General features: G+C 40.3%; 24 protein-coding genes, 2 pseudogenes, 1 CRISPR repeat array and 1 other annotated feature. Of the genes and pseudogenes, 19 read left to right on the top strand and 7 right to left on the bottom strand.

Annotation, left to right across the window (positions count from 1 at the left end; genetic code table 11):
• Position 1 precedes the first annotated feature (1 nt).
• The 14 genes and pseudogenes from cas5c (at position 2) to EV207_RS10565 (ending at position 15252) form a co-directional block, all read left to right on the top strand.
• Positions 2 to 724, top strand: a complete 723-nt coding sequence (gene cas5c, locus EV207_RS10630) for a type I-C CRISPR-associated protein Cas5c (RefSeq protein ID WP_132746143.1) — start codon at positions 2 to 4, stop codon at positions 722 to 724.
• Entirely contained in the window at positions 725 to 2638 is a 1914-nt protein-coding gene (cas8c, locus tag EV207_RS10625) for a type I-C CRISPR-associated protein Cas8c/Csd1 (protein ID WP_132746142.1), read from the top strand.
• Positions 2639 to 2653: 15 nt separating this feature from the next.
• A complete protein-coding gene (gene cas7c, locus EV207_RS10620; protein WP_132746141.1) occupies positions 2654 to 3496 on the top strand; it encodes a type I-C CRISPR-associated protein Cas7/Csd2 in 843 nt (280 codons plus the stop codon).
• Positions 3483 to 4142, top strand: a complete 660-nt coding sequence (cas4, locus tag EV207_RS10615) for a CRISPR-associated protein Cas4 (protein WP_132746140.1) — start codon at positions 3483 to 3485, stop codon at positions 4140 to 4142. The genes cas7c and cas4 overlap by 14 nt, the downstream gene beginning before the upstream one ends.
• Positions 4139 to 5170, top strand: coding sequence for a type I-C CRISPR-associated endonuclease Cas1c (cas1c, locus tag EV207_RS10610; protein ID WP_132746139.1), 1032 nt, complete (start codon positions 4139 to 4141; stop codon positions 5168 to 5170). The genes cas4 and cas1c overlap by 4 nt, the downstream gene beginning before the upstream one ends.
• Before the next feature lie 9 nt (positions 5171 to 5179).
• Positions 5180 to 5470 carry a CRISPR-associated endonuclease Cas2 gene (cas2, locus tag EV207_RS10605; RefSeq protein WP_132746138.1) on the top strand — a complete coding sequence of 97 codons (291 nt, stop codon included), beginning with the start codon at positions 5180 to 5182 and terminating at the stop codon, positions 5468 to 5470.
• 158 nt (positions 5471 to 5628) lie between these two features.
• Positions 5629 to 6849: direct repeats of the CRISPR family, unit length 32 nt; unit sequence GTCGCACTCCCTGTGAGTGCGTGGATTGAAAT.
• Between the two features lie 346 nt (positions 6850 to 7195).
• Positions 7196 to 8266, top strand: a complete 1071-nt coding sequence (locus EV207_RS10600; RefSeq protein ID WP_165886904.1) for a DUF2325 domain-containing protein — start codon at positions 7196 to 7198, stop codon at positions 8264 to 8266.
• 368 nt (positions 8267 to 8634) lie between these two features.
• Positions 8635 to 8838 (top strand) — a binding site (T-box leader).
• Positions 8839 to 8890: 52 nt separating this feature from the next.
• On the top strand, positions 8891 to 10321 hold the full coding sequence (gene proS / locus EV207_RS10595) for a proline--tRNA ligase (protein WP_132746136.1): 1431 nt from the start codon (positions 8891 to 8893) through the stop codon (positions 10319 to 10321).
• 25 nt (positions 10322 to 10346) lie between these two features.
• A pseudogene (locus EV207_RS10590) lies at positions 10347 to 10828 on the top strand (SRPBCC family protein).
• Complete coding sequence (locus tag EV207_RS10585) at positions 10825 to 11367, top strand: NADPH-dependent FMN reductase (protein ID WP_132746135.1); 543 nt, start codon at positions 10825 to 10827, stop codon at positions 11365 to 11367. Before EV207_RS10590 ends, EV207_RS10585 begins: the two are co-directional and overlap by 4 nt.
• Positions 11368 to 11400: 33 nt before the next feature.
• The gene (locus tag EV207_RS10580) at positions 11401 to 12156 is read left to right on the top strand and encodes a GNAT family N-acetyltransferase (RefSeq protein WP_132746134.1); all 756 of its coding nucleotides are present in this window, start codon (positions 11401 to 11403) and stop codon (positions 12154 to 12156) included.
• 372 nt (positions 12157 to 12528) lie between these two features.
• Entirely contained in the window at positions 12529 to 12960 is a 432-nt protein-coding gene (locus EV207_RS10575) for a cytidine deaminase (RefSeq protein WP_132746133.1), read from the top strand.
• A 48-nt stretch (positions 12961 to 13008) separates the two neighbouring features.
• Positions 13009 to 13231, top strand: a pseudogene (locus tag EV207_RS23440) (NUDIX hydrolase); the annotation flags it as partial.
• A gap of 236 nt (positions 13232 to 13467) precedes the next feature.
• A complete protein-coding gene (locus EV207_RS10565) occupies positions 13468 to 15252 on the top strand; it encodes a cation:proton antiporter (RefSeq protein WP_132746132.1) in 1785 nt (594 codons plus the stop codon).
• 75 nt (positions 15253 to 15327) lie between these two features.
• On the opposite strand, the gene EV207_RS10560 is transcribed toward EV207_RS10565, so the two are convergent.
• Positions 15328 to 15600, bottom strand: coding sequence for a hypothetical protein (locus EV207_RS10560; protein ID WP_132746131.1), 273 nt, complete (start codon positions 15598 to 15600; stop codon positions 15328 to 15330).
• A 97-nt stretch (positions 15601 to 15697) separates the two neighbouring features.
• On the opposite strand from EV207_RS10560, the gene EV207_RS23435 reads away from it, so the two are divergent.
• The 5 genes from EV207_RS23435 (at position 15698) to EV207_RS10535 (ending at position 17678) form a co-directional block, all read left to right on the top strand.
• Positions 15698 to 15898 carry a class I SAM-dependent methyltransferase gene (locus EV207_RS23435; RefSeq protein ID WP_424511362.1) on the top strand — a complete coding sequence of 67 codons (201 nt, stop codon included), beginning with the start codon at positions 15698 to 15700 and terminating at the stop codon, positions 15896 to 15898.
• A gap of 86 nt (positions 15899 to 15984) precedes the next feature.
• On the top strand, positions 15985 to 16491 hold the full coding sequence (locus EV207_RS10550) for a DinB family protein (protein WP_132746130.1): 507 nt from the start codon (positions 15985 to 15987) through the stop codon (positions 16489 to 16491).
• Between the two features lie 11 nt (positions 16492 to 16502).
• The gene (locus EV207_RS10545; RefSeq protein WP_132746129.1) at positions 16503 to 16958 is read left to right on the top strand and encodes a carboxymuconolactone decarboxylase family protein; all 456 of its coding nucleotides are present in this window, start codon (positions 16503 to 16505) and stop codon (positions 16956 to 16958) included.
• Between the two features lie 148 nt (positions 16959 to 17106).
• Positions 17107 to 17367 carry a type II toxin-antitoxin system Phd/YefM family antitoxin gene (locus EV207_RS10540; RefSeq protein ID WP_132746128.1) on the top strand — a complete coding sequence of 87 codons (261 nt, stop codon included), beginning with the start codon at positions 17107 to 17109 and terminating at the stop codon, positions 17365 to 17367.
• Positions 17364 to 17678, top strand: coding sequence for a type II toxin-antitoxin system RelE/ParE family toxin (locus tag EV207_RS10535; protein WP_132746127.1), 315 nt, complete (start codon positions 17364 to 17366; stop codon positions 17676 to 17678). Before EV207_RS10540 ends, EV207_RS10535 begins: the two co-directional genes overlap by 4 nt.
• Positions 17679 to 17732: 54 nt before the next feature.
• Here the strand turns inward: EV207_RS10535 and EV207_RS10530 are convergent, their stop codons facing one another.
• The 6 genes from EV207_RS10530 to EV207_RS10505 form a co-directional block, all read right to left on the bottom strand.
• Positions 17733 to 18611 (bottom strand): YitT family protein, encoded by an 879-nt coding sequence (locus EV207_RS10530; protein WP_132746126.1) that lies wholly within the window; start codon positions 18609 to 18611, stop codon positions 17733 to 17735.
• A gap of 272 nt (positions 18612 to 18883) precedes the next feature.
• Positions 18884 to 20026, bottom strand: coding sequence for an ABC transporter permease (locus tag EV207_RS10525; RefSeq protein ID WP_132746125.1), 1143 nt, complete (start codon positions 20024 to 20026; stop codon positions 18884 to 18886).
• A gap of 1 nt (position 20027) precedes the next feature.
• A complete protein-coding gene (locus EV207_RS10520; protein WP_132746124.1) occupies positions 20028 to 21149 on the bottom strand; it encodes an ABC transporter permease in 1122 nt (373 codons plus the stop codon).
• 138 nt (positions 21150 to 21287) lie between these two features.
• Positions 21288 to 22226 carry an ABC transporter ATP-binding protein gene (locus tag EV207_RS10515; protein ID WP_132746180.1) on the bottom strand — a complete coding sequence of 313 codons (939 nt, stop codon included), beginning with the start codon at positions 22224 to 22226 and terminating at the stop codon, positions 21288 to 21290.
• Positions 22227 to 22326: 100 nt separating this feature from the next.
• Positions 22327 to 23451 carry a sensor histidine kinase gene (locus EV207_RS10510; RefSeq protein WP_132746179.1) on the bottom strand — a complete coding sequence of 375 codons (1125 nt, stop codon included), beginning with the start codon at positions 23449 to 23451 and terminating at the stop codon, positions 22327 to 22329.
• An 11-nt stretch (positions 23452 to 23462) separates the two neighbouring features.
• The gene (locus EV207_RS10505) at positions 23463 to 24089 is read right to left on the bottom strand and encodes a response regulator (RefSeq protein WP_132746123.1); all 627 of its coding nucleotides are present in this window, start codon (positions 24087 to 24089) and stop codon (positions 23463 to 23465) included.
• Between the last annotated feature and the right edge of the window lie 2 nt (positions 24090 to 24091).

The following is a 24091-nucleotide window of genomic DNA, read 5'->3' as shown; positions in this document are numbered from 1 at the left end:
TGTGCGGAATCAAATCGAATTTGAAGTGTTTGGTAAATATGCCTTGTTTACAGATCCAATCACAAAAATGGGCGGAGAGAAGCTTTCTTATCAGGTTCCTACCTATCAAGCACTAAAGGGTATTGTTGAATCAATCTATTGGAAACCGACGATTATTTGGGTGATTGATGAAGTACGTATCATGAATCCCATTCGTATGGAGGCTAAGGGGATACGCCCTATTGAATACAAAGGCGGAAATACTTTAGCTAACTATACTTATCTAAAGGATGTGAAATACCAGATCCGTGCCCATTTTATTTTTAATTCACATAGACCGGATTTAGCCTTTGATCGAAATGAACATAAACATCACAACATTGCCAAAAGATGTGTGAAGGCTGGTGGACGCAGGGATATTTATTTGGGAACAAGAGAATGTCAAGGATATGTAGAACCTTGTGAATTTGGCAAGGGTGTGGGGTTCTACGATAACTATGGCGGCAATATCCACATGGGAACAATGGTCCATGGCATTAATTACCCTGATGAAACCGGAAGAGACAAAATGGAAACGCGTTTGTGGCAGCCTGTAATGGAAGATGGTTATATACGGTTTATCCATCCTGAAAAATGTGAACGTGTTCGTCCCCTTACCGATTTTACACCCAAGGGATTTACAAAGGAAACCATTGAATCTGCTGACCAATTGCATCATCAAATATTTGAAGAGAGGAGGAGTTGAATGGGGTGGCTACGAGATCTATTTGAAACGTATGAGAATAATACTAGCAAAATTGGAGTGATTGAAAAAGGAAGGGGTGATCAGGAGTTTACACTGTTGCCTGTTTCCCATACAACTCAAAATGCACAGATCGAGGTCGTTGTTGATAAAGAAGGAAATTTCTATTCAGCGAAAGTGGTGGATAAACAGGATGCAACGACGATTATCCCATGTACAGAGGCTTCTATTAGTAGAGGGAATTCCGCTGTACCACGCCCTCTACATGATAATTTGTTTTATGTTGCAGGGGATTTTGTTGAATTTGGAGGTGATCCAAAAAGCTCGTCCTTACATATTGCATATATGGAACAATTGGGGAAATGGTGTCATTCAAAACATTCCCATCCAAGAATTGAAGCAATTTATAAATATTTGTTAAAAAGCACGATGACTAAGGATCTTGTGAAATCAAAAGTCCTTTTATTGGATGAAAGAAATCAATTAATTAATAAATGGACTAAAAGAGAAAAAGATCTTTACGGTGAAAAACCCCTTATTTTTAAGGTTTTAAGTGGAACTCAAGATAAAGTTTTTATCAGATTTGACGTTCATACCATCAAAAAAGTCCATACTAAGATTTGGAAAGATGAGTCGATTTATAACTCTTTCATTGCCTTCTATAAGGAAAATTTGCGAGAAAATGATATTTGTTACGTAACTAGTAAAGACAATCCGAAAACTAATAAACATACAAGTAATATTAGGTATCAAGGGGATAAGACTAAATTAATTTCTGCAAACGATAAGAGTGGCTACACATACAGGGGACGGTTCAGGGATTCAAATTCAGTGGCAAATATTAGTTATGACGTTTCCCAAAAAGCCCACAATGCCTTGAAATGGTTAATCCTTAAGCAGGGAAAAGTAATTGATGGGCGTGTGTTTTTAGTATGGGGGAATACGGAGCCTACTGTTCCTTCTCCAGAGGATGATTTACTCAGTTTTATACAAGAAGAAATTGGGTTGCATGACACAAATGAGATTGGACAGAATGGCGACGCAACACATGAAGTATTTGCTGAAGCATTCAATAAGGCTATAGCTGGTTATAAAACAGATTTAAGTTATAAATCAAAGGTAATGATATTAATTCTTGACGCTGCTACACCCGGACGTTTATCAGTTATGTACTATCGAAACATTGATAAAGAGGAATACCTAAACAGAATTAAATCTTGGCATGATACATGCAACTGGCTTCACGAATACAAGAAAGATGAAAATAAAAAGGTTCTTCGTTTTTATGGAGCTCCCGCAACAAAAGACATTGCGATGGCAGCATATGGCACCCATGCCAGTGACAAGATTGTAAAAGGCTTAATGGAACGCATGCTTCCTTGCGTTGTTGATGGACAAAGAATCCCCTTAGACATTGTTCGGAGTGCTGTCCATCGGGCTTCTAATCCTGTGTCAATGGAAGATTGGGAATGGAGGAAAACGTTAAGCATTACTTGCGCCTTGCTAAAAAAACATTACGAAATGGAGGAATATGCTGTGCCGCTAGATGTAAACAACCGAAACAGAGATTATTTATTTGGCCGACTTTTGGCCCTTGCTGATGTATTGGAAAAGAGAGCGCTAGCTGCAGATGAGAAACGAGCGACGAATGCCATTCGTTATATGAATGCTTTTTCCAAGCATCCTGCTCGAACCTGGCAGATCATCCAGACTAACCTGCAACCATATCAAGCAAAATTAGGGGATAAAGTTCTTTATTACAATCGAATCATTGATGAAGTAGCTTCACAAATGGATATTGAAGATTTTAATAACAGACCGCTCAGCGGTGTATACTTATTAGGTTTTTACAGTCAACGACATGATCTATATAGAAGTAAAAAAGGAAAGGAAAATGAAACATTACAAACTAATTAAAAGGAGTGATGATGAATGTCATTAGAAAATAAAATTGACTTTGCTGTTGTGTTTTCTGTCAAGAACGCAAACCCGAATGGAGATCCATTAAACGGAAACCGCCCAAGACAAAATTATGATGGTTACGGTGAAGTGTCAGATGTTGGCCTAAAACGTAAAATTCGAAACCGCTTACAAGATGCCGGAGAATCTATTTTTGTTCAGTCTGATGAAAGGAAGAATGATAGTTTTAAGAGCCTAAAGGAACGTGCTGACGCAAAAGAAGAATTAAAGAAGGCTGACAAAGGTAAAAATAGTGAGCTATTTATGGATATAGCTTGTCAAACTTGGACAGATGTAAGAAGCTTTGGACAAGTCTTTGCCTTTAAAGGTGATACTTTGTCGGTGGGTATTCGCGGGCCTGTCTCCATTCATCCGGCTGTAAGCCTTCACCCTATTGATATTTCAAGTGTGCAAATAACGAAAAGTGTTAACTCAACGACATCGGATAAAAAGGGTTCCGATACCATGGGGATGAAGCATAGAGTTGATTTTGGAGTCTACGTATTTTATGGAAGCATTAACACACAACTTGCTGAGAAGACGGGATTTACAAATGAAGATGCCGAGAAAATAAAGCAGGCTCTTATTACTTTATTTGAAAACGATGCCTCTTCTGCACGACCTGATGGTAGTATGGGAGTCCATAAAGTCATCTGGTGGGAGCACAATTCAAAATTAGGCCAATATTCTTCTGCAAAAGTCCATCGTGCTTTAAAGTTGGATTTGCAAACAACTGAACTGAAATCCATTGAAGACCTTGACGTAAGATTAGAAGAATTACAGGGTCTTCCTGCAAAAGTCTATGACGGACAATAATGAAGATGATTACTTAATGCTGTCAGGCATTCAACATTTTCAATTTTGCAAGCGTCAGTGGGCATTAATTCACATTGAACAACAGTGGGAAGAGAATGTCAGAACAGTAGAAGGACAGCACCTGCATAGGAAAGCAGATCAACCTTTTATTAAAGAAAAGCGTAAAAACAAAGTGATTGTGCGGGCACTGCCAATTAGATCAAGGGAGCTGGGGGCAACAGGTGTATGCGATGTTGTTGAATTCATCCAGGATAATAGGGGTGTACCTTTAAATCATTCACCCGAAAACTATATTCCCGTTCCTGTAGAATACAAAAGAGGAAAGCCAAAAAAGGATTATTCTGATGTTCTACAATTAACTGCGCAGGCAATGTGTCTGGAAGAAATGCTGCTTTGTGAGGTATCAACTGGGTTTATTTATTACAATGAAATTAAGCATCGGGTTGAGATCCCTATTACTGACGAGAACAAAACAAGAGTAAAGCAAATTTTTCGGGAAATGCATCATTATTTTAATAATAATCATACGCCAAAGGTAAAAACAGGCCCCTTCTGTAAAAATTGCTCGCTACAGAATATTTGTTTGCCAGAACTTATGAATAAGCAGACGGTTAATAGCTATATCGAAAGGAAAATTAAAGAATGAAAAAGTTATTAAACAGCTTATTTATTACTAGTCCAGATGTTTATTTAACGTTAAACGGCGAAAATATTGTGGTAAAAAAAGAAGAAGAGCGCATCGGAAGAGTTCCATTGCACAATTTGGAAGCAATTTATACATTTGGCTATAGCGGTGCAAGCCCCTCTTTAATGGGGGCTTGCGCTGAAAAAAATATCTCATTAGTTTTTTTAACTAAAAATGGCCGTTTTTTGGCAAGAGTAATAGGAGAGAGCAGAGGGAATGTTGTTTTAAGAAAAGTGCAGTACCGTATTTCTGATAATGAAGAACTTAGTACGGCAATAGCTAAGAATTTCATCATTGGAAAAGTCTATAATAATAAATGGATCCTAGAACGTATGACCAGAGACTATTCATTAAGAATAGATGTAGCTATGTTTAAGGACGTTTCTAAAAGTCTTTCTGAGACAATATTAAAGGTTAGAAATGTGACTGATTTAGGTTTATTAAGAGGATATGAAGGGCAGGCGGCTATTCTTTATAATAAAGTTTTTGATCAGATGATCCTGCAGCAAAAGGAAGATTTCTTTTTTAAAGAAAGAAATCGAAGGCCCCCTTTAGACAATGTGAATGCTATGTTATCTTTTGCTTATACGCTTTTGGCGAATGATGTAGCAGCAGCATTGGAGGGGATCGGCTTAGATGCTTATGTTGGCTTTTTGCATAGGGATAGACCAGGTAGAGTTTCTTTGGCTTTGGACTTAATGGAAGAGCTAAGGGGTGTATATGCAGATCGGTTTGTGCTATCACTAATAAATAAGAAGGTTGTAAACAAGAGTGATTTTGTAACCAAGGAAAACGGGGCCGTTATTATGAGTGAAGAAGCCCGCAAGAAATTTTTAAAAGCATGGCAAGAGAAAAAACAGGAAAAGATTACTCACCCTTTTTTGGGTGAAAAAATCCCGTGGGGGCTTGTTCCTCATGTTCAATCCATGTTATTAGCGAGATTTCTTCGAGGTGATCTAGATGAGTATCCACCATTCTTATGGAAGTAAGGGATTACGATGTTAGTTGTTATTACCTACGATGTCAGTACAATAGATGCAGCGGGCCGGAAAAGGTTAAGGAAGGTTTCGAAATTATGCCAAGACTATGGCATCAGAGTGCAAAATTCTGTTTTCGAATGTGTGGTGGATTCAACGAAACTGAGACAGTTAAAGTACAAATTAGTTGAAACCATTAATGAAGAGCAAGATAGTTTGAGAATCTATCGATTAGGTGATAATTATCAAACAAAAGTTGAACACATAGGAGTAAAGGATACATTCGATTTAGAAGGAACATTATTTATCTAGTGCGAATGTAAAGTGCACATGAAATACTAGGGAGATTCGCACCCAAAAAACGTTGTTTTAATACCAACTTACAACATAAATTATATAGTATATGTAAAATTGTGGATAAAATTTGCGATAAATTTATCCAAATAGCGGGTTTTTACTAAAAATCCGCTGTCGCACTCCCTGTGAGTGCGTGGATTGAAATGTTCAGTGGCAGCGGCGTCCATACCAGTAGACTTGTCGCACTCCCTGTGAGTGCGTGGATTGAAATAATGCGCTCAATACGGATGTAAGGAGATCTTATGTCGCACTCCCTGTGAGTGCGTGGATTGAAATAACTAACGAGGAATATTAAAGACCCATGTTGAACGTCGCACTCCCTGTGAGTGCGTGGATTGAAATCTCCTTTGAATTTTATGTCCCTGCCGATCACCCGGGTCGCACTCCCTGTGAGTGCGTGGATTGAAATTTTATTATACCATGATAATCCGCAAGATGCCTAAGTCGCACTCCCTGTGAGTGCGTGGATTGAAATATTTCTAAAGATGATTGTTGATCGGGAGTATCAGTCGCACTCCCTGTGAGTGCGTGGATTGAAATGGTTGAATCGACGGCTATTGTTGACGAAATTGCCGTCGCACTCCCTGTGAGTGCGTGGATTGAAATGTAAAATGACCTTCGTCTTGAATAACGGTTTTCGTCGCACTCCCTGTGAGTGCGTGGATTGAAATTCTAAGCCGTCTAATCTCTTTCTTTGTCTCATGAGTCGCACTCCCTGTGAGTGCGTGGATTGAAATTGAAATATTGTTGCATAATGAGGGGATCAAAGGGCGTCGCACTCCCTGTGAGTGCGTGGATTGAAATACACTACGGCGCGAAAAAGGAAAAGCGTATCGAGTCGCACTCCCTGTGAGTGCGTGGATTGAAATATTTTAACCTCTCCCTTTTTTAACCGTTATCGGTGTCGCACTCCCTGTGAGTGCGTGGATTGAAATTTTGCAACATCCTCTTGCGTTTTTATAGGTCCTCGTCGCACTCCCTGTGAGTGCGTGGATTGAAATTTATCATTCTTGTTTGTGGTTAAGGCTTGGTTAAGGTCGCACTCCCTGTGAGTGCGTGGATTGAAATTGTTATTGGTGTTGGTGAAGCTGGTCCAGAGGGTCGCGTCGCACTCCCTGTGAGTGCGTGGATTGAAATCCAGTAGCAATCATCTTCCGTCCAGTCCTTGACCGTCGCACTCCCTGTGAGTGCGTGGATTGAAATGGTCCATTATCAGCATCAATGTCTGATGGGATATTGTCGCACTCCCTGTGAGTGCGTGGATTGAAATACGTGGGCATATCGTATTTGAAAATCTGTTTTGTCACACTCTTTATGAGTGCGTGGATTGAAATTAATATAAATTTTTTCTTTGTCAAGTAGCCATATGTCGCCCTCCTCGAGAATTCGTTATCCCATCAGTTGGGTTGAGGGGACTTCACTCTTTAGTGCTAACATGGATTGTAAATGTCTTAGAATCAAAGTTTAACCCAATGTAAACGTCCTTTATCCGAAAAATGACGGCCTTTTAGTGTAATGCCTTCAACCCATATTCACTTTGTCGTTTAGTGCCGGTTATTTTTGGTCACCTTTTTGTAATTAATTTGATTTCCATCAACTTATTTCATGTTATGATAGTAAAAAGGCAATATAATTTTTTTGAATAATAGAATTCATTTAAGCATGGGAGGGGTGATCAATTTGTTGGAATCTAAAATGATTGAATCCTTAAAAAACGATATGCTAGAAGGGATTAACAACATAAGCCTCGATAATATGGAAGTTAAGAGAAAACTGATTGAGAAACAGCTTGCTATATTAGCATCAATTGAAGATCTTTATTATTTTAAAAGAGACAACAATATCGGGAATAAAGCGGATGTTGTTGATTTTGAAGAGGATCCTCCTTTAGAGGGTACAAACAAACCTAATGTGAATAGCAATCATAATGGACGTTCTATGTATCGGTTTGAACGTAAAATAAGAGGCGGCTTTATTCCTGAGATAGACGGGTTTGTTCCTGAGGGAATTGTTCGGTCGTTAGGGTTGGACCATGGTGATATGGTTTACGCAACACTCATTGAAGCCAATACCCGGAATTTAAAGCGCTTTAAATATGAGATAGCAAAAAAGACAGACGGGAGTGAACAGCCCGACCGTATCCAATACAATTATTGTCCGATCAAAAAGGAAGCAGGCAGATTGGTGGTTGACAAAAGTGAAGAGACAGGAGAATACATCCGCTTTGACGAGAACCTACATACAGTTGTTTTAGACGAGGATGATGTCTTTGACCACAAATTAGAGGAAGGTTCTTTGGTTGATATTGCTTTCCCAAAAGGAATGCCTAATCTTGCAAAGGTGTTATGGACACACCATATTGAAGAAAGAGAAGAGCCTAATGTAAAAAAAGCCTCTTCCGCTCATAAAAAGGAGAGCAAAGAAGAAAAAGAAGATGTTGAACAGACACTAGTTGGTAAGACTGTATTAATTATTGGCAATGAACCAAAGAAAAATCTTTATAAATTTGCAGTGAACCAGCGCGGTGGAGAAATGCTTTGGGCAGATGCAAAAGACAACCTGACACGGCTTGAGGCATTAGTCCGTAAATCAGATATGGTGATCTTTTTGCTCGCTGTTTCTGGACATGTCGGGATGGAACACATTAAGCAAATGTGCAAGGATTACAATGTCCCGTTTGATACAACTTGGAGCAAAGGGTTTTCAACCATCGTCCGTCTTGCGGAAGAATCAGAAATGGAAACGGGCTAGTGGAAGCCATTTATTAATAAACCTGGTTTGTCCCCTTAAAAGTCAGCTTTTTAAAATCCTATCTTACTTCTCTTCCTGACCCCTTTAGTTTGATTTGCTTTTCATCTCTAAGTTCTTTTGAAGATACCATTTATCGTGACCTGTATAGACAGACTCTTCGAATATCCTCTATAGCAGATTGGTGAGGAGAAAAGATGGTTTCAGAAAATAAACCCATTACGCCGAATGGTAAGGCACACTATGTATTTTTCACTATAGCCATTTTATCTTTTGTTAAAAAAGTGGTAGCTCGATGCTAAATAAATGATTTTGAAGGTAAATTTAATATTGCCTTTGTTATAGAAAGTCTCTAAAATAAAGAAAATGGATAAAAAACGGAGATTAGGATTAGTAATGTGAATGGGTCTTTTTTAGAGAGGGAAGGATGTGCTGAAACTTCCTATGGATCGTTCATATGAACCTGCCTATGAGTTCTGTATTAGCTGACAATACAGCGGTTTCATACCGTTATCAATCTAGAGTGTAAAGCTGTGCTTTAAATTAGGGTGGTACCACCATGATGGGTCCCTAGATCAAAGCATGGCATTTTTGTTTTTCTAACCAAAAACTTAAAGAGGTGGCATTATGGCAAAGGACTTTGTAGAGAAAATTACCAGCATGGACGATGATTTTGCGCAGTGGTATACAGATGTTGTAACAAAAGCAGAGCTTATCGATTACTCAAGTGTGCGCGGCTGTATGATCATGCGTCCTTATGGTTTTGCGATTTGGGAAAATATCAAAAATGCATTAGACAGCAAAATTAAAGAGACAGGTCATGAAAATGTCTATATGCCGTTATTTATTCCGGAGAGTTTGCTGCAAAAGGAGAAAGATCATATTCAAGGCTTTGCTCCGGAAGTCGCCTGGGTCACTCATGGCGGTGAAGAGGAACTGACTGAACGATTATGCGTGCGGCCAACGTCTGAGGTTCTGTTTGGAGAGCATTATAAGAATATTATCCACTCCTATCGCGACCTGCCAAAGCTTTATAATCAATGGGCAAATGTTGTCAGATGGGAAAAAACAACGCGGCCTTTTCTCAGAACGTTAGAATTTCTATGGCAAGAGGGACATACGTGTCATGAAACCGACGAAGAGGCTCATGACGAAACGGTGAGAATGCTGAATGTCTATGCGTCACTTTGTGAGGACGTGTTAGCCGTTCCTGTCGTAAAAGGTCAAAAGACAGAGAAGGAAAAGTTCGCCGGGGCAAAATACACCTACACCATTGAAAGCCTTATGCATGATGGTAAAGCCCTGCAGGCGGGCACGTCCCATCATTTGGGCGACGGTTTCGCCAAAGCCCTTGGCATTGAATTCACGAATAGGGAAGGACAGCTGCAGCATGTCCAGCAAACATCATGGGGATTTACAACCCGTATCATCGGTGCCATGATTATGGTTCATGGTGATGACAGGGGACTCTTTATTCCTCCAAAAATTGCTCCAACCCAAGTTATGATCGTCCCAATTGCCCAGCATAAAGAAGGCGTGTTGGATTTTGCGCATGATTTGAAAAACAGACTTTCTGATGTTGTTCGGACAGGGATTGATGCCAGTGATAAGATGCCTGGCTGGAAGTTCAATGAATATGAAATGAAGGGCATCCCGCTGCGGCTAGAAGTTGGTCCTCGGGACATTGGAAATAAACAAGTCGTGCTAGTCAGGCGTGATACTGGCGAGAAACTTACAGTGCTGATCAATGAATTGGAAATCAAAATTAAAGAAACGCTCACCGCGATTCAAAATGACATGTACCAAAGAGCCGCCAAAAGTCGAGAAAAGAAAACGGCTAAGGCACTAAATTTATCGGAATTTAAAGAGATTCTTGACACAGACCAAGGTTTTATAAAAGCGATGTGGTGCGGCGGTGAGGCGTGTGAAGATCGGATTAAAGAAGAAACAGGCGCGACGTCTAGATGCATGCCTTTTGAACAGGAAGAGCTATCCGAGGAATGTGTGTGCTGCGGCAAGCGATCAAAACATCTTGTGTATTGGGCGAAGGCTTATTAGATAAGAAAGCGAGGAGGAATGAAAGATGTCAGCAGAAATTAAGAAGGTCGAAAGCGGGGCAATCGCCGAATTTGACCGGCATCTAAAGTTTTCAACTGAAGAGGTATGGACACTTTAACGGAGAATAATAAATTAGAGAAATGGATGTCTAATCTTGAAGTTGTGGATCTCGGGAGTGGAGGAACAATCAAGTTTAATATGAATGACGGAACCGGTGAGTCATTTGATATTAAGATAACGGATTTCAAGAAAGGCTCTATCCTGGAATTCGATTGGGGAGACGGCCGGGTCCGTTTTGAATTGCATCCTGAATCTGATGGCTGTTTGTTAGTATTAAAAGAATTTATAAATACCTTGAATGACCATACATCAAAGGATTTGGCAGGATGGCATGTCTGCCTTGATATGCTATCTGCTTTACTTAATGGCAGCCCAATGAATTTCCCGAAAGAAGAATGGAAAAAGTGGCATGAACAGTATGCTGATAAAATTGAGGCGATCAAATGAATGAAAGAATTAAGATCCTCGCTATCTCTGGAAGTCTGAGGAAGACTTCCTCTAACACTAATGTTTTATATGCCGTTTCAAGTTTGAAATCGGAAATTATCGACTTTACCTTTTATGAAGGGTTGGAACACTTACCCCACTTTAATCCTGAGCTAGACACAGATGATCCCCCGAGTTCCGTTAAAGATTATCGTGATCAGCTTAAAGAGTCTGATGGCGTCATAATATGTACCCCGGAGTACGCTAGAGGGGTACCGGGCGTACTAAAAAATGCACTTGACTGGGTTGTGTCATCAGGGGAATTCATGGGGAAGCCGGTTGCAGTTATCAGTGCCTCTTCGCGGATCACTGGCGGAGATAAAGCGCATGAGTCGATTATGCTTACCCTTGAGATGATCGAGGCAAACATACCAAAGGCGTGCACCCTGCAAATTCCTGTTGTAGGAACCAAGATCAATAACAAAGCTGAAATCATAGATTCCACGACAGAGGCGCAGTTAAAATCAGTCCTTGAATCTCTTGTTTCGACTATTAATTGATTTACCGGGGGCAGGATAAAAGGAGATAAACCTATGAGCGTTTTTACATTTAAAGATATCCAGACAGTAGGTCAAGTTATAGCAGAAAATGAATTATACAGACATTATCATTTTCCAGAAATGCTTAGCATGTATGACAGTAATTTTATTGAATTTAAGCGAATACCATCCTTGGATGAATTCAAACAGTCAGCGGAATATTTACGGAAGTTTCATAAGAGCCGTGGTCAAAATCATGTGAAATTTTATTTTCCAGAAAATCAAAAACCTATCAAGGAGTTAATGGCTTATTTTCGTGAATTTTGTTATGACTCTGGTTATTTGGAATTGTATTCGATCCAACCAGATCACTTTCCGGTTGTGAGGAAAAATTCGAATCTTGAAGTCTTACAAGTGACAGAGGAGAACTTTGAGGCATATTTGAAACTTCAATATGAAGAAGATCTGCAATTTGGAGAAGCATTTGCAAAGCAAAAGGTAGGCTTGCACAAATGGAATTTTACGGATAAAAATGTTATGCAAGTCATTGCTTTTTACGAGGGGATTCCAGCCGGTTCAGTGGATGTCATTATTTCTGATAAATCGGTGGAGATTGATAATTTGTCCGTTTTGGAAGCCTGTCAAAGAAAAGGAATTGGTTCAGCTCTGCAGCGATTCGTAATGGACAGTTTTCCCGATAAACCGGTCATATTAGTCGCGGACGGGGAAGATACGGCAAGGGAGATGTATCGAAAGCAAAACTATCAATACCATGGTTTCCAATATGAGGTTCAAAAGGTTTATGAGTAGTAAATTTTTAATTATAAAAGCCCTTTTCTAAAGGGCTTTTATAAGTTAATCAGAAAGTATAACTTTCTGACGCACATAAGTGCAACTACGCCTCTGTCTTCGCCAAAGGCTCGCCAATCGGCGAGTTTTCTTTATGGATGAAGCCGAAAACAGTCAATTGAAATGGGAGAAAAGGACTTCATAAGCATTAGCCACCAAAGTCGATAAAAGGTCGGGAGAAAGGGTGTTTATCTGGGGAATACCTCCTTTTGGATGAATGGATACCAGGTGTTTCTGTTGGCGATCAGTTGCTAATGGATAGAAAGCCGCCAGAGTACCGGGAAAATTCTATTGAGTGTAGGACATTAATTCGATATTGGGGGTATTTTTAAAATGTTAAATGTAAGACCTTTGGAAAATAGAGATTATGAATTGATTAAGGCGGCAGAAGAAGTCATTGAAAAAAATTATAAGTATGGCCGACACCATATTGGTTCAGCGGTAAGAACAACATCAGGTAATGTCTTTGCGGCGGTACATGTTGAAGCAAATGTTGGCAGAATAACGGTATGCGGTGAAGCAATGGCTATGGGAAAGTCGATTTCAGAAGGAGACCATGAATTTGAAACGATTGTAGCAGTTGCACACCCTCATCCTCAGGAAAATATAGAAAAATGTTGGGTTGTAGCCCCGTGTGGTATGTGTCGTGAGTTAATAAGCGACTACGGAAAAGATACTGATGTCATCATTAACTACATTGGAGTGTTAGTAAAGTGCAACGTCATGGAATTACTACCAGAAAAGTATACAAGCAATTTAGAATAAGTACTTTTTTCCACAGAAACGGAATATATGACAACACCAAAGCATATAGTTTCAAATTTTTGTGGAATATTTCAAAATGTAAGGGGCTCCATTTGTAATACATTGTTTTTAGGGAAACCGATCGGTGGAGAACCCACAACTAGTTCTGAAAGCCTGGAAGTGGATTTTTTCCCTATTGAAAAGGCCTTGGAAAGGTCACTTGGAAAATTTCAGACAAAGAATTGAGTATTGTTTAAACGATCGCATTCATCCATTTTATATAGAATTTTAATGGCCCTTTTGAGCTAACTAGGATCTTTCGTTTAACAAAAAGGTAATTTGGAATAAAGTACCGTTTCAATTGGCCGTTCACTTTCTCCAATTTTCATAAAAAAGATCATATTTGGACATGATAAAATCCATTAAAGGTATAGATATGGAAAAGAGGGACAGACATGCGAATACCTTTGAGGACTAAAATCCGTATAGAAAATGCTAACAAATAACAACTGATCAGGAGTTTTAAATATGGTTGACTCATTATTACTTCAAATTATCATGATAGGCGCTATTGGCATTAGTGCCCAATGGCTTGCCTGGCAATTTCGATTTCCTGCCATTGTTGCCATGTCCCTTGCCGGGTTGCTTGCGGGACCGATTTTCGGCATTATAAACCCGGAAGAAGCATTTGGGAATCTATTCCAGCCTTTTATTTCAATTGCTGTTGCGATTATTCTATTTGAAGGGAGTCTAAATCTGGATTTCCGGGAGATCAGCGGGCTTGCCCGGCCTATTATTCGAATTATTACAGTAGGGGCTTTTATTGCGTGGATCCTGGGCTCATTTGCCGCTCACTATGTAGCTGGACTATCATGGGTGGTTGCTTTTGTCATTGGCGGTCTTTTTATCGTTACCGGCCCGACAGTGATTTTACCGCTTTTACGTCAGGCGAAATTGAAACCCCGCCCCGCAACTATTTTAAAATGGGAAGGTATTATTGTTGATCCGTTAGGGGCTTTGCTTGCCGTCTTTGCATTTGAAATCATTCATTTTCTCATATCTGAAGAAGATACTGCAATAGCTTTACTCTTTTTCTTCCTTGGGGCCCTCGCTGCCGCTATTCTCGGGTGGGTGTGCGGAGTTATAGTGGGTTGGGCTTTCGAAAAAGGCCATGTTCCCGAGTTTCTAAGGTCCCCCATTGTATTGTCCTTTGTTACAGTTTGCTTTACGGTGGCCGATGAAATTAAGCATGAAACAGGTTTGCTCGCCGTCACTGCGATGGGGATCAAACTCGCCAACATGCACAGACCATCGTTTCGTGATATGCGTCACTTTAAGGAAAACGTATCCGTGCTGCTGATATCAGCAGTATATGTCATGATAACAGCATCACTCACAAAAGAAACACTTCTGGAGATATTAAATTGGCATATCATCGGTTATTTGCTTTTGATGATGTTCATTGTCCGTCCCCTATCAATCTGGATCTCGACGATAAATACGGATGTTACGAATCAGGAGAAAACGCTAATTGGTTGGATTGCGCCCCGTGGAATCGTAGCGTTAACCGTTTCTGGTTACTTTGCCAGTGTCTTGTTAGATGCTGGGTTTGCTGATGCAAAGCTCGTTATACCGCTGACGCTTGGGCTCGTATTTGCAACGGTGGTTGCGCATGGGTTTTCCATCCAATGGTTGGCTAAAAAAATCGGTCTTGCTATCAGTGGCCACCCTGGTGTTTTGATTGTCGGCAGCAATCCCTTTAGCATCGGTTTGGCAAAGGTGATGAAAGAATTGAATATCCCTGTATTGTTGGCAGATTCTTCGTGGAAGAATCTGGAATCCGCTCGAAGTACAGATATCGAAACCTATAATGGGGAGATATTGTCTGAACTTCACGATTATAATATAGATCTATCGCCGTATGAATACATGATTGCAGCGTCCGAAGTGAACTCGTATAATGCTTTAGTTTGTACGGCCTTTGTTCAGGAGATGGGACGGCATAATATCTTTAGTCTGTATAATGAGCACGGGGGTAATCTTAAGGACCTTGCGGACAAATATGAAAGGCGTATTTTAACAAAGGAAAATATATCGTGGGAGGAATTGAATAAACGGGTTGAACTCGGATTTCAATTCCGTACGACGAGGTTAACAGAAAAAAACTTTGAGCAATGTCTTAATGAACGCAATGACAAAAGCTTGTTATTATTTCTTTTAACACCATCCGGTAAACTTGCGTTTTCGACACACGATGGTCAAGTAAAGGGTGAACCAGGAGATACCGCTGTCACTCTAGATCCCCCAAAATGAAAACAGTCGTCAAAATAAACTTCCTAAATTTTTACAATACAGTGAAGAAATTGTCCCCGTAAAGGGGACAATAAATTATTTGTATTGATTTTGCTGTTGTTGACTTTGCTGGATAGATTGTTGAGCTTGTTGTAATTGTTGTTGGGCTTGCTGTAATTCCTGATTTTGTTGCGCTGTTGCTTGACCTTCAGTTTGGGCCTGTTGCAACTGCTGTTGAGCCTGCTGCAATTGTTGCTGGGCTTGCTGCATTGCCTGTGGGTTAGTACTGGATTGTGCTTGTTGGACAGCTTGCTGTGCTTGCTGAGCCGCATTAATCGCTTGCTGCAGATTTTGATTATTTTGAGCCAAATCAAAACACTCCTTCTGTACAGGGTTTTGTTAAGAAGCGATATCTTAACACCTTTAAGGTGCGTTTCCCACATCTTTTTTATTCAATAGTATTAACTTGCCTATTAATACCGCAACATCCTTCCTCGCGTCATTGCAGTCTGAAAGCGCGACACATAGATCAGTCGTTATTAATTTTATTCATAAGAACATTTTTGACCTAGATATAGAAGAAGGGAAATACGATATTGTATATGACTCAGGATGCTTTCACCACATTGCACCGCAAAAGGAACATCAATTTTTCGTTTCATTTTAAAAAGAACAGTGAAGCACAAAATCAAGGAGTTCTCTTTAATATCTCGAATATAAAAAGGAGGCCGAATTTGCGAAAGGAGAATGTCCATGAATAAATTAGAAAATAGTAATCTTGTTAAAACAAGGAATAGACTAATTAACGAGATTGATTCCCTTGACTTTGATACCTTTAACAGCAAGCCCGACCGTGATACGTGGAGTATAGCTCAAGTGTGCCATCACCTAATCCTAGCAGAAAAATCAACTTCAGATGTTATCGCTTCGGGACTGACAAATGCGGATAGCAAGGCAGAGCCAAAGGAAATAACCCTTGCATTAGACCGATCGAGGAAGGTTAACGCTCCGGATTTTATTAAGCCAGATACCGAACCATTTGATGTTCAACAAATCATTGACCTATTAAATGACTCAAGAAGTGCGCTCTTGTCTATTCTTAGTTCGGTAGAAGACAAGACGGTATTGGCTAGGAAATCAGTCAAACATCTTGTGTTCGGTGACTTGCCTTTGAATCAATGGGTTGACTTTATTTATTTGCATGAAGCGCGGCACATTGCACAAATAGAAGAAATCAAATCGGAAATTAGATTATCTTAGGAGGGATTGGAATGGAGCAACGCGTTAATTATTACGATTTGGCCCCAGAAGCTATTAAAATTATGCATGAAATGGAGAAGTATACAAAAACTACAGGGCTGGACCGCAAACTTCGTGAGCTTGTAAAAATTCGGGCATCACAAATAAATGGCTGTGCCTTCTGTCTCAACATGCATACAGCTGATGCCCGAAAGATGGGTGAGACGGAACAGCGATTATACTGTGTCAGTGCCTGGGAGGATTGCACGTTTTACTCAGATGCGGAAAAAGCTGCTCTGGAGCTGACCGAACATGTGACCCTGATCGCAAATAAGCGTGTACCCGATGAGCTTTATCACCGCGTGCGGGAGCATTACAGTGAGAAGGAATATGTCGATCTTGTAATTCTCATCAATCAAATCAATTGCTGGAATCGGCTTTCAATTTCTATGGGAAACGCTGCGACTTCCGCATCTAATAATGACTAAATACTTTAATGGAAGGGGGCTTTCGGCAAAACCCCCCTTTTTATGTGAAATTAAAATATAATAGGCAAGCCTATTTACTTATAAAGACCTTCATGATATATCGTTATTAAGGTATAATATTGATATGATGATTTGGAGGTGTTTTTTCTTGCCAAATATTAGACCAAGTTCCGATTTGCGAAATAAATATAATGAGATATCAGATTTTTGCCATGAACATTCTGAGCCAGTATATATCACCAAAAACGGCAAAGGCGATTTAGCAGTAATGAGTATTGAAACCTTTGAGAGTCTCGCAGGAAAGTTTGAACTTGGTAAGCTTATCAATGAGGGCATTGCCTCAATGAAGGGAAATAAAACGAGATCTTTTCGTGAAGCTCTGGACGATATCCAGAATAGTATAGAATGATTACCTATAATGTCGTGATCACGAGTAACGCTGAAAGTGATTTGCAAGGGATTGCAACATATATTGCAAAAGAGCTTAGGGAACCCCTTAAAGCCCAAATGTTGCTTTCGAAAATTGGAGCAGCCATCATGGATTTGGAAGAAATGCCATTAAGACATGCTATAGTGAGTGATGATACGCTAGCTCTTCAAGGCATTCGAAAACTTATTGTGGATAATTACATTGTCTTTTATGTGGTTTCCGATATGGAAAAAACCGTGACAATTATCAGAACCCTATTAAGCAGAAGAAATTGGCTTAACCTTCTTTAATACCTTATAATATTTTATTACAAAAAAAGGGAGTTCAACTCCCTTCCTTCAAGTCTATGTTTTTCGCTTAATCGGCAAATTGGTCTTCTTTTTTTGATTCTCAAGCCAAGCGAAGCTTCCGCCGAAGACATCGCGGACATCGTGAATGATCACAAAAGGATGATCGTCAATTTGGTGGACGACCTGTTTTAACCGGAACAACTCCTGCCTCCGGATGATGCAATAGACGACCTCTCTTGATTCTTTCGTATAACTGCCATAGCCTATGAAGACGGTGGCGCTTTTTTTCATTTCCTCATTAATTGCTTTAGCGATATCAGAAGCATGGTCGGATACGATCGTGACTGCTTTTTTCGTATCGATGCCTTCCATAACGAAATCAATCACTTTTTTTCCAACAAAAAGATCAACAAGCGTGTACATTGTATGCAACGGGCCGATGACAAAATAACCGCCGATAACGACCAAAGCGTCTAAAATAAACATCGAATTGCTAAGTTCCCAGCCGAAGGATTTATTAAGCATTCGGGCGATGATTGCGGTGCCGCCCGATGAGCTGCCGGCCCGGAAGATGAGACCCATACCTATCCCAATAATGACCCCGGCAAAAATAGCTCCTACTAAAGGGTCGCCGTAAGATTTACCCATTCCCTCCGTAATAAACAAGAATAAGGAAGTAAGAAAGATCGTAACAATAGAATAAAAGATCATTCGTTTCGGCAATAGTTTGTAGCCTATAATTAGTAGCGCTGTATTGATAATAAAGTTGACAATACCCGGGGACCATTTATACAGATAGAAGGTAATCATGGAAAGCCCCGTTACGCCGCCTTCAGCAAGCCTGTTCGGAATAGCAAAGAAGTTAATAGATATAGCAAATAAAAAAGAGCCCGCAATAATCAATATGAGGTCCTTTGCAAGGCGTCTGTTCATTTTAATCACCCCCAGAATGATTCACGCGATATAGATTAATGGATAACAAGAAATGAGGTACATTTACCATATTACAAGATAACATGCAAACAAAAAAGTGGGTTTTGTAAAGATTAAAGGAAGAGGTTGTTCATTGGTTGAAGTTGTCAGAATAGGCAGCGGCTATTCGTGCCCGTGGAGAGTGAAAAAACGCTTCAGCGGTAACGAAAGGGGGTTTTTCGTGCCCGTGAAACGGAAAAAGGCCTGCCCCCGACCGGGGGCAGGCCTTTAACTTATACAAAATTCCTCGTGTCATTATTCCTGCCGAATTTGTAGATCGCAATTAAGAAAAAGGCAATGGCGAAGGCAAACAGGATCATGATGTTCAAGTAAATATGGCTGACATCGCCATCCTGCAATTTGGTGAGTGTATCCAAAGCCCAGCGCTGCGGCAGAAAGTCAGCTATTTTTTGCACAGACTCGGGCATCACCTCGACTGGCCAGAAGCAACCTGAGAGCATGACGGTCGGCATGACGATTAAGTTTTGCAGACCGCTCGCAGCAGATCTGCTGTTAGAGAAGGCTACTGTTACTAATGACAGGCCGATCGCGATCAATGCGAAAATTAACATAACACCTGCTGCTTCCCAAAATGGAACATTGATATCGATATGAAAAATGGTTGTCATGACCGTTAATGTGATAAGAATCTGGGCTGTCATGACGATCATATTCACAACGATATTTGAGAAAATATACTTTCTTGCATTAATCGGCGATGATAACAAGCGGAAATATGTCCGGTTCTCTTTTTCCAATAAAATGATTTCTGATAAATTTCCTGCAGACATCAGCATGATCATGATCAGAAATCCGATCGTTTGATACGCCATATCTTTATTTTTGGACGTATCTGCTAGGCTGTGGGCCTTTAGCTTAAAGCCTGTGCCCTGAAATCCATGATACATCGTTTTAAATGCTGCCTGATCACCGCCGGCAGCCTTAGCGATCGCCGAGATATTATCGATATAGCGATAAAGATAAGATTTTACAAAGCTTGTGACCTGAGCCCCTTTGATTGAGGTGATTTGGATATGACCCGGATCGCCATTTAAAACACTTCCTGAATAGCCCGATTTGAAAGTAATGACACCGTCAAGTGCTCCGGATGTTATTTTATCTTGAACTTCCGAATCATTAATTTTAGTTATTTTAACATTATCGAGATCATTTAGGAATTTAATTGTATCGTCCGTAATATAGCTTTGGTCATGGCTCGCAACCCCGATATGGAGGGTCATTGGCTGTTCACCACCATAGGCCAAAATAGCAACGAATATCCCAATCAGCGGCAGACAAAGGTACATGATAATATTTTTCTTTTGTCTAAAAGTACTGCTTAGTGTGTTGCGAATTAACCAGAGAATATCCCTCATCCTATAGCCCCTCCCGTTTCCTTAAAGAAATAATGGCCACAAGCAGAAAGAGTATCGACAGACCGATGTTAAAGGTAACAGCAGGGATGGCAGCTGACAAATCATTGGCATAAATGATGTTGTTAATGGCTTCATTTATCCATGTGAGAGGGGAAAGGTCAGTTAAAAATTTCATAATACCTTCCGGGTTCTCAATTTTAAAATAAGCGCCGCCAAAAAACGATGCGACCTGTATGATTAACATGACAATCACTCTCGGGCCAGCTCCTGTTTTGGTCAAATAACTGATGCCAAGTCCAAGACTGACAGCGAACACGATTTCTGTCAGCAGCACCAGAAGGACAACGCCAAGATGGTCCCCCCAATTGGCCTTAAAGAACAGCTTACTGATGGTAACGACAAGCAAGATACAGACCAAATTGACACCAATATTCCCAAGGACTTTCCCTATGAAGATTTCGCTTTTTCGAACAGGTGAGGCAATGAGTCGATCAGCTGTCCTTCTTACCCTTTCACTTTGAAATAAATTGCTGGCTGATATGGCGCTATAAAGGGCGATCATGGTCGTCATGGCAATCGCATAATAATCCATTGCTCCCGGCTGTTTATTAGGTGACAAAGATGATTCCTTTATATAATCATCGTGCTTCCCGCTAGATAACGCGCTCCCGACTTTTGATGGGGCAGCCTTTGCCACGACAGTTGCAACGTTATATTTATCAGCAAATGATGTAAGCGCGCCTTGAAGAATGCTCCCTTCAATACTGTTTCTTTTGTTAAGATAAAGCTGCATGCCATTTTGATCAATTTCAACATATCCGGTGTAATCCCCTTGTTTTACCTCTTTTTTACCATCAACATCACTTGCAGCTTTTTTAAAATGAATCCCTGACTTTTCAGCTGTTTTGATAAACTCGTTAAAGTACGGCGTAACATGGCCGCCGGCCGTATCCTTATATAAAACATTGATATCATCGACATTAATATGCGTTGTAAAGGTACTCGATAATGCGGTGCCAAGGACCAGCATCAATACAATGGGAAATGCCAGCATGAACACGAGCGTTCTGATATCACGGAAATTCCCTTTGATTTCTTTCATGGCAATATTGAATATGTTCAATGGATAGACCCCCTTATTTTATGTCCTGTCTAGTTCCAGCGTCTAGCCTCTCGATCACTTCAGTCCCCCTGCGGCGGCAACAGCCTCCTCGGAGGCCTTCCAGTGCTTTTCGTGGCTTATCAAGACGCTTCCGCTTTTCTATTGATCCCGCAAGTTTCTTCCAGTTAATGTTAGGAAAACGGTTTCCAGGTTCGGCGCTTTTTCTTTTAATGAGCGGATTTCAATATGATTGTTAATGAAATGCTCGATGATTCGATTCAGATTATTAACGCCGGCATCAGAGTTGACTTTAATGAAGTTTTCATCCAACTGAACGGCTTCGACGCCATTGATGTCGTTAATCGCATTAACATCAACTTTCTCAGTTGATTTGACTTCAATCCAAATATCCTTTGTATTCGTAATGATCGATTTCAGCTGTTCCTTGGTACCTTCCGCAATGATTTTCCCATGATCGATAATCGCGATGCGAGAACAAACTTCCTCTACTTCCTCCATATAATGGCTTGTGTAAATGATCGTACAGCCCATTTCATTCAGCTTCCGAACCGAAGTTAGGATGTAGTTGCGGGACTGCGGGTCAATGCCGACAGTTGGTTCATCCATGATGATAAGCTTTGGGCGGTGGGCAATCGCGCAAGCAATATTGAGCCGTCTTTTCATCCCGCCAGAAAAATTCTTTGGATAGCTTTTCTGCTTATCCTCGAGCCCGACAAATTTCAAAGCTTCAGAAGCCCGTTCCTTGAGCTCAGAACCCCGAAGGCCGTAAAGCCCGGCAAAAAAAGTGACATTTTCAATGGCTGTGAGGTTTTCATAAATGGCTATATCCTGCGGAACAATGCCAATATTCATTTTCGCAAACCGGCTGTTTTTGGCAGTATTTTTTCCGAGGATCTTAATAGTCCCCTCATTACTGCGCAAAAGCCCGGCGATGATATTGATCGTGGTACTTTTTCCGGCGCCATTCGCCCCAAGAAATCCGAATATCTCTCCCTCAGCAATCGAAAGGGACATATTATCAACAGCGATAAAATCACTAAATTTTTTCGTTAGGCCTTTAATTTCTAAAACGTTCATCATCTCACCCCTAATCGTTCTTATGTTTTCATTATAAAAAAACGAGTGAGCCGATATAAGTGCAATCGTTCACTCGTTTCACATGAAGATATTCATATTTTTATGTGTGAGAAGTTTCATGACTTGATAAAGGAAGCAGGGTGGTAACCGAAAAACCATTTGTGCTGTCTACTATAATGTTCCCGTTAAGGGATGCTGTCCGTTCTTCCATCCCAATAATACCAAGCCCTTTCTTAATCTTTTCTGTGCCTTTCCCGTTATCCTTTACCTCGACTTTTATTAACTTATTCAATACCTTGATGTCGACGGAAACACCCGTGGCATCTGAATATTTCATCGCATTCGTTAACGCCTCGGTCACGTTCTCGTGGATGATCTTCCATTGAATAGGTGAGATAATGTCCATATTTCCCTCGTAGGTGAAGGATGTTTTTAAATCAGATCGTGATAAAAATTCATCGAGAAACAGCTTCATTTTATGAATGCCGACCTGTTCCGTCGGCGGCTTCATATTTTTCAAGGTGATGCGAATCTGTTCAATCCCATCTTTGGAAATGTTGATCGCGTTTTGCAAAAGCTCCGCGGCTTTATTTTTGTCGGTTGCCATCAGCCTTTTGGCGGCTTCAAGCTGGATTAATGCCCCTGTCATCGAGTGGCCGATTTTATCATGGATTTCCTGTGAAATTCGGTTTCGTTCTTCTAATTTAAATGTGTATTTCGATTGCCTTATGTATTCATTATTTTCGTTCAACCTTTTTGTTAATCTTTGTATTGCTTTTCGCATATCGTCTATTTTGTTTTCGTTTTTTTCAACCCGGGTGCCGAAGAGATCTGTCATGCAATAAATCATAAAGCTAAGAACGGTTGTTAAACCGTATATGACCTGCGCTGTGCCTGAAATATAAAATAAGGGAATGATCGAAACAATGAACATGAACATCTTCTTTTGAATGAATTGAGCTGTCAATTCATAAAAGGATAGCGGCAAAAGTAAGATAAACAAAGGATAAATAAATAAATGGGACACAATCGAAAGGATGATGGAGAGAAGTTGCAGCATCCTTTTGATCGTTAAAGGTTTGACAATATAAAGTGTGATATTTATACAGAAATACATAAGAAATGCAAACACAATCCACGATATGCTTGAGGTTCCGGCCTGTACACAACTTACGGCGATAAAGATGATCAGTGTCATCTTAGTCATGATCGTCCAAAATTCCATCACCCTGCTGTTCAATGATCGACTTTCCCTGTAATATAATAAATGGCAATTTGGGTACGATGCGCAAGGCCGGTTTTGCCCAAAATTGACGAGATATAATTAGCAATGGTTCCCTCAGAAATAAAAAGCTGTTTTGAAATCTCTTTATTTGAATATCCCTTTGCGATGAGAGACATAATCCCTCGCTCACGTTCTGTGAACAGCTTGTCATCAACCTTTGATTTGGTTTCTTTGGCCCCTGATAAACTTGATTTTATTTTGTCAAGCACAACATCTTGAAGTATGGTATTACCGTTAAAAACGCTTTTAATCGCATCCCGAATTCGCTCAGGCTCATTATTTTTCAACAAATAGCCTTTCGCACCGTTTTTCACAGCATCAAGAATATACTCATCATCATCGAAAGTTGTTAAAATGATTGGTTTGGTTTTCGTTTGCTCACAGATAAGTTTGGTCGCGTCAACACCGTTCATATTCGGCATGCGCACATCCAATAACGCAACATCCACCTCATGTGCCTTGCAAAAGTCCAATGCCTCCTGACCGTCATTCACTGTGTCAAGGACACTGAATTCATCATACGTATTTAAAATAATCTTCAAGCCTTCCCTGATAAACGAATTATCATCTGCGATCATTA

This window comes from Scopulibacillus darangshiensis, assembly GCF_004341035.1.
GTDB lineage: Bacteria > Bacillota > Bacilli > Bacillales > Sporolactobacillaceae > Scopulibacillus > Scopulibacillus darangshiensis.
The sequence above is the reverse complement of the archived record's forward strand: the minus strand, read 5'-3'. Positions and strand labels throughout refer to the sequence as shown.